The 7,875-nt window shown below is 69.6% G+C and carries 6 protein-coding genes; 5 read left to right on the top strand and 1 reads right to left on the bottom strand.

Annotation, left to right across the window (positions count from 1 at the left end; all coding sequences use genetic code 11):
• Positions 1-150 precede the first annotated feature (150 nt).
• From ACWF94_RS26720 to ACWF94_RS26700, 5 genes are all read left to right on the top strand, one after another.
• The gene (locus ACWF94_RS26720) at positions 151-1,392 is read left to right on the top strand and encodes a sugar ABC transporter substrate-binding protein (protein WP_453493577.1); all 1,242 of its coding nucleotides are present in this window, start codon (positions 151-153) and stop codon (positions 1,390-1,392) included.
• 4 nt (positions 1,393-1,396) lie between these two features.
• On the top strand, positions 1,397-2,371 hold the full coding sequence (locus ACWF94_RS26715) for a carbohydrate ABC transporter permease (RefSeq protein WP_453493574.1): 975 nt from the start codon (positions 1,397-1,399) through the stop codon (positions 2,369-2,371).
• On the top strand, positions 2,368-3,198 hold the full coding sequence (locus ACWF94_RS26710; RefSeq protein ID WP_453493571.1) for a carbohydrate ABC transporter permease: 831 nt from the start codon (positions 2,368-2,370) through the stop codon (positions 3,196-3,198). The genes ACWF94_RS26715 and ACWF94_RS26710 overlap by 4 nt, the downstream gene beginning before the upstream one ends.
• A 204-nt stretch (positions 3,199-3,402) precedes the next feature.
• Positions 3,403-5,250 (top strand): GH39 family glycosyl hydrolase, encoded by a 1,848-nt coding sequence (locus tag ACWF94_RS26705; RefSeq protein WP_453493568.1) that lies wholly within the window; start codon positions 3,403-3,405, stop codon positions 5,248-5,250.
• A 276-nt stretch (positions 5,251-5,526) separates the two neighbouring features.
• Complete coding sequence (locus ACWF94_RS26700) at positions 5,527-7,020, top strand: glucoamylase family protein (protein ID WP_453493565.1); 1,494 nt, start codon at positions 5,527-5,529, stop codon at positions 7,018-7,020.
• Positions 7,021-7,191: 171 nt separating this feature from the next.
• Here the strand turns inward: ACWF94_RS26700 and ACWF94_RS26695 are convergent.
• Positions 7,192-7,875 (bottom strand): ArsR/SmtB family transcription factor (locus tag ACWF94_RS26695; RefSeq protein WP_453493562.1); only part of this gene is annotated, 684 nt, incomplete at its 5' end.

The following is a 7,875-nucleotide window of genomic DNA, read 5'->3' as shown; positions in this document are numbered from 1 at the left end:
GCCGCCCATAGGGCGGCGTCGTTACGAAAGCGTGATCCCAAGGGTTCTTGCGAATGCCCCGGAGGCTGACGCAGGGTGATGTATGCGCTTACAGGCAGCGCATACATCACTGCCGGCACCCCACGGTCGGAAAGCTCAAGGAGGAGCCCCATGCACCGCACAGCCAGAACCGCCTCGGTCGCCGTCGCGCTCGCGGCCCTGTTCGGAATCTCCGCGTGCGGCGGCTCGGGCGGCGCGGGAGCCGCCGCGGACGAGAAGCAGACGCTGACCGTCTGGGCCATGGGCACCGAGGGGGAGAAGCTCGGAGACGTCGCCGCCGCCTATCAGAAGAAGAACCCCAACATCACCGTGAAGGTGACCCCCGTGGGCTGGGACGTCGCCCACCAGAAGCTGGTCTCCGCGGCTGCCGCCGGCACCCTGCCGGATATGACGCAGATGGGCTCCACCTTCATGGGCGAGTTCGCCGAGCTGGGTGTACTGGAACCGGTGGACACCAAGGAATTCGTCAAGGACGAGTTCTTCCCCGCCGCCTGGGAGGGCAATGTCGTCGACGGCGAGGTCTACGGCGTCCCCTGGTACGTCGACGCCCGCGTCCTCTACTACCGCACCGACCTCGCCCAGCGGGCCGGGGTCACCAAGGCGCCCACCACCTGGGCCGAGATGTCGGCCCTCGCGAGCGCCTACCAGGACAAGGCGAAGACCAAGTGGGGCATCTCCCTCCAGCCCTACAACCTCGACGCCTGGCAGAACTGGCTGCCGTTCCTCTACTCGGCCGGCGGCGAACTGATCAAGGACGGCAAGCCTGCCCTGGACAGCGAGGCCGCGGTCACCGCCCTCAAGGAGTACGCCTCCTACTTCGACAAGGGCCTTTCCAAGAAGAGCGTCCAGCCGGGCTACGACGTCATCAAGGACTTCGGCAACGGCAGTGTGCCGATGTTCCAGTCCGGTCCCTGGCAGACCACCAACATCGCCGAGAACCAGCCTCAGCTGAAGGGCAAGTGGGCCGTGGCCCCCCTCCCCGCGGGCGCCTCATCCACTTCCTGGGCCGGCGGCTCCAGTCTGGTGATCTCCAAGGACAGTGAGCACAAGGCCGCTGCCCGTGCATTCATCAAGTACCTCACCAGCGCCGAGAACCAGGCCGACTGGTACGTCCGCACCACCGACCTCCCCGCCAACAAGGCCGCCTGGGAGCAGGGCAAACTCGCCTCGGACCCGAACATGAAGGTCTTCCGCGCCCAGATGGAGAGCGCCAAGGCCGTCCCGGCGCTGCCCAAGTGGGCCGAGATCGGCTCCAGGATCGACGCGGCTATCGAGTCGGTGACCCAGGGCAAGGCCAGCCCGGAGAAGGCCGCGAAGAAGATGCAGTCCGAGACCGCCGGCCTGGTGGACTAGTGCCGTGAGCACCCTCACCGAAGTGGTCGGCAAGGACGGGCGCGATCCGGCCGGGGCGGCCGGACCGACCCCGTCCGGGCCGGGGCCGCGCAAACGCCGGGCCGGCGTGCAGAACCTCGCCGGCTGGCTCTTCTCCACCCCCTTCCTGGTGCTGTTCGCGGTCTTCATGGCACTGCCGATCATCGCCACCCTGGTGATGAGCTTCACCGACTTCGGGCTGCGCAACGTCACCGACCCCTTCTCGGCGGAGTTCATCGGATTCGAGAACTACACCAAGCTCTTCGACGACGAGAAGTTCCTCAAAGCGCTGTTCAACACGGCGTACTTCGTGGTCGTGGGCGTGCCGCTGACGATCGGTGCGGGACTGGTGGTCGCCGTTCTGCTGAACAACGGCATCGGCCGGATGCGCACCTTCTTCCGGATCGGCTTCTACGCCCCCGTCGTCACCAGCATCGTCGCCATCGCCGTCGTCTGGCGGTTCGTCCTGGACCCGGCCGACGGACTGGTCGCGGGTGTCGCCGCCGAACTGGGTCTCACCTCCCCCGACTTCCTCGGCTCCGAGACTCTCGCCATGCCCTCGCTGATCGCGATGGCGGTCTGGCGGAACCTCGGCACGGTCATGGTCCTGTTCATCGCGGGACTCCAGGCCATCCCGAACGAGGTCCGTGAAGCGGCCCGTCTCGACGGGGCGGGCGCGTGGCACGAGTTCCGCTCCATCACCGTCCCGCTGCTGCGGCCGACGATTCTGTACGCCACCGTCATCACCACCATCGGCTACCTCAATGTCTTCGAGGAACCGTTCGTGATGACGAACGGCGGCCCGTCCAACAGCACCCTGACGGTCTCGCTCAATATGTACCGGGAGGGCTTCAACTTCTTCCATATGGGCTACGCGAGTGCCATGGCGTATGTGCTGTTCGTCGTGATCATGGGCGTCACCGTGCTCCAGCTCCGTCTGCTGAAGGACAACACCACATGAGCGCCGCACGACTGAAGAAGCCCGGGGCCTATCTGCTGCTCGGCGTGGGACTGGTCCTGATGGCCACCCCCTTCCTGTGGATGGCGCTGTCCGCCTTCAAGACCAAGCCCGAACTGGCCGCCAGCCCCCCGGTGTGGATCCCCACCGAATGGACGCTGGCGAACTTCCGCGAGCTGCTGGACCTGCTCGACCTTCCGGCGTACTTCCTCAACTCCACGATCGTCGCCACCCTGGTCACCGTCTCCAACCTGCTGTTCTGCTCGATGCTCGGCTACGCGCTGGCCAAACTGAACTTCGCCGGGCGCGGCAAGGTCTTCGGCCTGGTGCTGGGTGCGCTGATGGTGCCCGGCAACCTGATGCTGCTGCCGCTGTTCGTGCTGATGAGCAAGATGCAGCTGATCGACTCGTACGCGGGCCTCGTCCTGCCGTTCGCCGCCGGGGCCTTCGGGGTCTTCCTGATGCGCCAGTTCATGCTGTCCGTCCCGGACGAACTGCTGGAGGCCGCCCGGCTGGACGGCGCCGGAGAGTGGTACATCTTCTGGCGGATCGTGATGCCGCTGGTGAAACCGGCACTCGCGACGCTGGCGATCCTCACCTTCCTCCAGTCGTGGAACAACTTCGTCTGGCCGCTGATCTCGACCAATGATCCGGACAAATACACCCTGCCCGTGGCGCTGGCGACCTTCGCCACCGACCCCAACCGGGCCAATGGCGCCAATGGCGTCCTGATGGCCGGTTCCTTTCTGGTGGTCCTGCCGGTGCTGCTCGTCTTCGCCGTCCTTCAGCGGCACTTCACCCAGGGCATCGCCACCGCCGGTCTCAAATAGGCCCAGGCCCCCGCGCCCGCGGCCCCGCCCCGCCTACTTCACTCGCACCCACTCACCCAGCCCCACCCCGTCCCGGCCACCGGCCACCCGGCTGCCGGGGCCACCGCCGAGCCGGCCGGTGCGCGCTCTCCTTCCCGCCGGGCCCGGCGGCTCCACATCACTGCTGTCATACCGCCACCCCTCGATGAAAAGGTTTGTACTGATATGAGCGAGAAGTCCGCCGCCTATGTCGACTGGGAGTCCCGGATCGGCAAGCCCAGCGACGACCGGCTCACCGGAGCCGGTGAACTGCCCGCGCCCGGCGGGCTCTTCGCCGAGGACGGCACCGGCCATGTCCTGCTGAGCTGGGAACCGGTCGACGGAGCGCTCGGCTATCTGGTCCACCGCGCCGATTCCGCCGAGGGGCCCTTCGAGCCGCTGGACCACCTCGGCGGCGATGTCCTGGCCGTACCGCACCCTCCGTACGCCGACACCCTGGCCGAACCGGGGCGCGGCTACTTCTACAAGGTCGCCACCTGGTCCGACGACGGCGCCGGTGAACTTTCCGCATCCGTTCCCGGGTCCGCGCGGGCGATGGGCGCCCGGCCCGCCGAGGTCACGGTCGCCGTCGACGCCTCCGCCGCCACCACCGAACTCCCCGGTGTGTGGAACAGGATGATCGGCGCCGAGCACCTCTCCCTGCTGATCTGGGACAAGCCGGGCGCCGGCGGGTCCGATGTCGCCGCCGAGTACGCCAGGGCGCTGGGGATCGTCCGCGACGAGATCGGGGTCCGCACGGTCCGCGCCCACGGCACCTTCCTGCCCGAGACCGTCTCCGTCCGGCCCGACGGCACCTTCGACTTCGCCGGACTGGACCAGGTCTACGACCGCTTTCTGGCCACCGGCCTCAAGCCCGTCGTCGAACTCTCCTTCATGCCCAGGGAACTCGCCGCCGACCCCGAGTACACCGTCTTCGACTACAAGGGGCAGGCGTCCATCCCGCGCGACTGGGACCGCTGGGGCGATCTCTGCCGCGAGCTGACCGTCCATCTCCAGGACCGGTACGGCAAGGACGAGGTGGCGGGCTGGGAGTTCGAAGTATGGAACGAGGCCAATCTCGAAGTCTTCTGGAACGGCACCCAGGACGACTATCACCGGCTCTACGAGACCGCCGTACGCGCGGTCAAGGGCGTCGACGAGCGGATCAGGGTCGGCGGCCCCTCCTCGGCGGCGGCCGGCTGGGTCGGCGCGCTGCTGGAGCACTGCCGCACCCATGATGTCCCGGTCGACTTCGTCTCCACCCACACCTACGGCAACGCTCCCCTCGACTTCCGTCCGATGACCCGTGCCTTCGCCGAGTCGACGGGCCGCCCGGAGCCGGAGATCCTGTGGACCGAGTGGGGCGTCACCCCCACCCACTTCCACCGGGTCAGCGACTCCGTCTTCGCGGCGCCCTTCGTGCTGCGCGGGATGAAGAGCGCGCTCGCCTCCACCGACGCCCTCGCCTACTGGGTCGCCTCCGACCAGTTCGAAGAGCTGGGGTGGCCGCCCAAGCTCTTCCACGGCGGCTTCGGTCTGCTGACCGTCGGCAATCTGCGCAAGCCCCGCTTCTGGGCGCTCTATCTGCTGTCCCGGCTCGCGGGAGGGCGCATCCCCGCCACCGTCACCGGAGACGGCGCCGACGCCCTGATCGAATCCATCGCCACCCGGGCCGAGGACGGCTCCACCCTCGATGTCCTCGTCTGGAACGGCACGCTCGACCAGTCCAAGATCGACAGCTCGGCGGCCCTCGACCGCACCACCACCCTGAGCCTGTCCGGTCTGGAGCCCGGCGCGTCCTACTCGGTGCGCTCGCGGCGCGTCGACGAGCGGCACGCCAACATCCAGTCGGTGTGGAATGAACTCGGCGGCGGCGCATGGCCGGACGAGCAGCAGTGGGAGAAGCTGCGCGCGGCCGACCACCTGCCCGAGGACGCCCTCGGGCAACTGGTCGCGGACGCCGACGGCACCGCATCCCTGAGCATCGACCTGCCGAACCCGGGCATCCGCTACCTGCGGCTCGCCCGCGGCTGACCCGGCCACCCGGGCCGGACCCGGGCTCGCCCGACCCCACCCCGAGGTCCGCCGCGCCGGACCCGCCGGGACAGGAGCCCGAGTCCCGCCGGACCCCCCGGCACGGGACCCCGCCGCGCCGGGCCCCGAGCCCCAACGGCCCGGCCGGCCTCCCCGTCCCCTCCATCCGCGAACTGTCCGCACCGGGCCCGGGGGCCATAGGCATCCGATCGCCGACGGCCCCCGGACCCGGACCGTCTCCGCAACCCCGCATCCACCACCGGGAGCTGGAATCACATGGACCGTCTCGACCGCCGTACGATCCTCACCGCCGCGGGGGCAGGGGCCGCCGCCCTGTCCGTCCCGGCGCTCGCCGCGCCCGCCGCCTCCGCCGCCTCCGCCGCACCGAACGCCGCCGATGCCCTTACCACGGCTGCCGCCCGGGCCGCCCGCGCCACCCCGGGCGCCGAAAGTGTTCATACTCTAGAAACACCGCTGCTGCGGAAGTGGTTCCGCGATACCCATCACTCGATCGAGGTACTGACGACCGATTTCGGCCTCACCGCCGACAAGGCCGACATCAGCGGCCCCGGTCGGCCCGTACCCTCCCGGAACACCTCGCCCACCAATATCGGCTGCGGTCTGTGGTCGACCGTGGCCGCCGCGGGTCTCGGCGTGATCGGCCGCAACGCGATGCACGACCGCCTCGACCGTATGCTCACCGCGATCGAGAAACTCGAACGCCACCACGGCTTCTGGCTCAACTGGTACGACGCGTACGACGGATCCGTCCTCACCACCTGGCCGGAGAACGGCACCCCCGTCCGCCCGTTCCTCTCCTCCGTCGACAACGCCTGGCTCGTCACCGGGCTGCGCATCGCGGCCGACGCGGCCCCGAAGCTGCACCGCCGGATCGCCCGTGTCCTGGCCGGCGCCGACTGGTCGTACTTCTACACGCCGTACGACCCGGCCGACCCGGTCAAGGGCCCCGGCCAGCTCCGCGGCGGCTTCTGGACGGACACCGGTGAACCGACGGGCCACCACTACGGCGCGCTGAACACGGAGCCGCGCATGGCCAGCTACCTCGGTATCGCCGACGGTTCGATCCCCCCGGACCACTACTGGCATCTGCTGCGCACCATGCTGCCCGAGCACGAGCAGGAGCAGCTGCCGGGAGGCTCGTATGTCACCGTTGACGGCATACGTGTCTGGAACGGCCACTACACCTATCGCGGCCGCAAGCTCGTCCCCGCCTGGGGCGGATCGATGTTCGAGGCGCTGATGGTGCCCCTGTTCGTGCCCGAGCCCGAGTGGGCCCGCCGCTCCTGGGGCCGTACCCACCAGCGGTTCGTCCGCTCCCAGATCGAGCACGGGATTCTGGAGGAGAAGTACGGCTACTGGGGCTTCTCCCCGGCCAACATCCCCGAGGGCGGCTACCGGGAGTACGGCGTCGACGCGATCGGTATGCAGGTGGAGGGCTATCAGTCCAGCGGCGTCGTCACCCCGCACGCGGCCTTCCTCGCGCTCCCGTACGCCCGCAGGGAGGCCATCGCCAACCTCAAGGCCATCGCCCGCGACTTCGGCGCCTACCACGACGGCTTCGGATTCCGTGACTCCGTCAATGTCCGTACGGGCAGGGTCAGCGACTACGTCCTCGCCCTCGACCAGGGCATGATCGCCGCCGCGCTCGCTCAGGAACTGCGCCCGGGGCTGCTGCAACGGCCGTTCCGCTCGGGCGGATTCGTCTCACGGGTCCGGCCACTGCTGGCGAAGGAGCGTTTCAGCATCTGAACGGACGCGCGCCCCGGCCGCCCCCGGCTCCGGTCTTCCCCGGCTCCGGTCTTTCCCGCACCCGCGCGTCCGGGGGAGCCGGGGCACCCGGAGCCGTACGGTCCGCGGCCGGGACACAGGAGCCCGCGCACCGGCGCGGTCCCGGCGCGGATCGAACGGCACCCGCGCGGATCAGTGACACCCCGCGCTCTGCCGTGCCCCGGTCCTCCGTGCCCCGGTCTGCCCTGCCTCCGTCTGCCGTGCCCCGGTCTGCTCTGCCCCGGTCCGCCCGTAGCCCGGGGCTGTCCTGCCGGGCACGGCGGACAGGGCGCGGCCCTCCAGCAGTTCCACGCCCAGCGGAGTGACGGCGTGGCGGATCGTGTTGCGTACGCGCAGACTGCGGATCAGTCCCGCGTCCCGCAGCACCGCCGCGTGCTCGCTCGCCGACGCGGGCGAGATGTCCAGGCGCCGCGCGATCTCATTGCCCGTGGTGTTCTCCGCCTCCGCGATCATGGAGAGGGTCGCGGCCCGGGTCCGGCCCAGCAGCCGGGCCAGGGTGTCGGCGCCCGCCGTGGACGTGGACCGCTCCAGGGAGCCGAGGCCCCGTTGCACCGGATACACCAACACGGGTGACAGGGCGGTGTCCCGTAGCGTGATGGGTCCCTCACGGCAGAAGTACGACGGCACCAGCCGCAGTCCGCGCCCCTGCAGAAACAGATCGGCGTCCACCGGATAGACGATCCGCAGCACGGGCGCCTCCCAGCGCACCGTCGGATGCAGGCTGCCGAGCAACTCATCGGTACCGCCCGCCAGGAACGCCCGGGCACGGATGGCGCGCTCGGCGTCCACCGCTGCCTTGATCTGGGGCCAGTACGG

The sequence above is a fragment of the Streptomyces sp. NPDC055078 genome (assembly GCF_053607985.1).
This window is presented reverse-complemented; position numbering and strand designations above follow the sequence as displayed.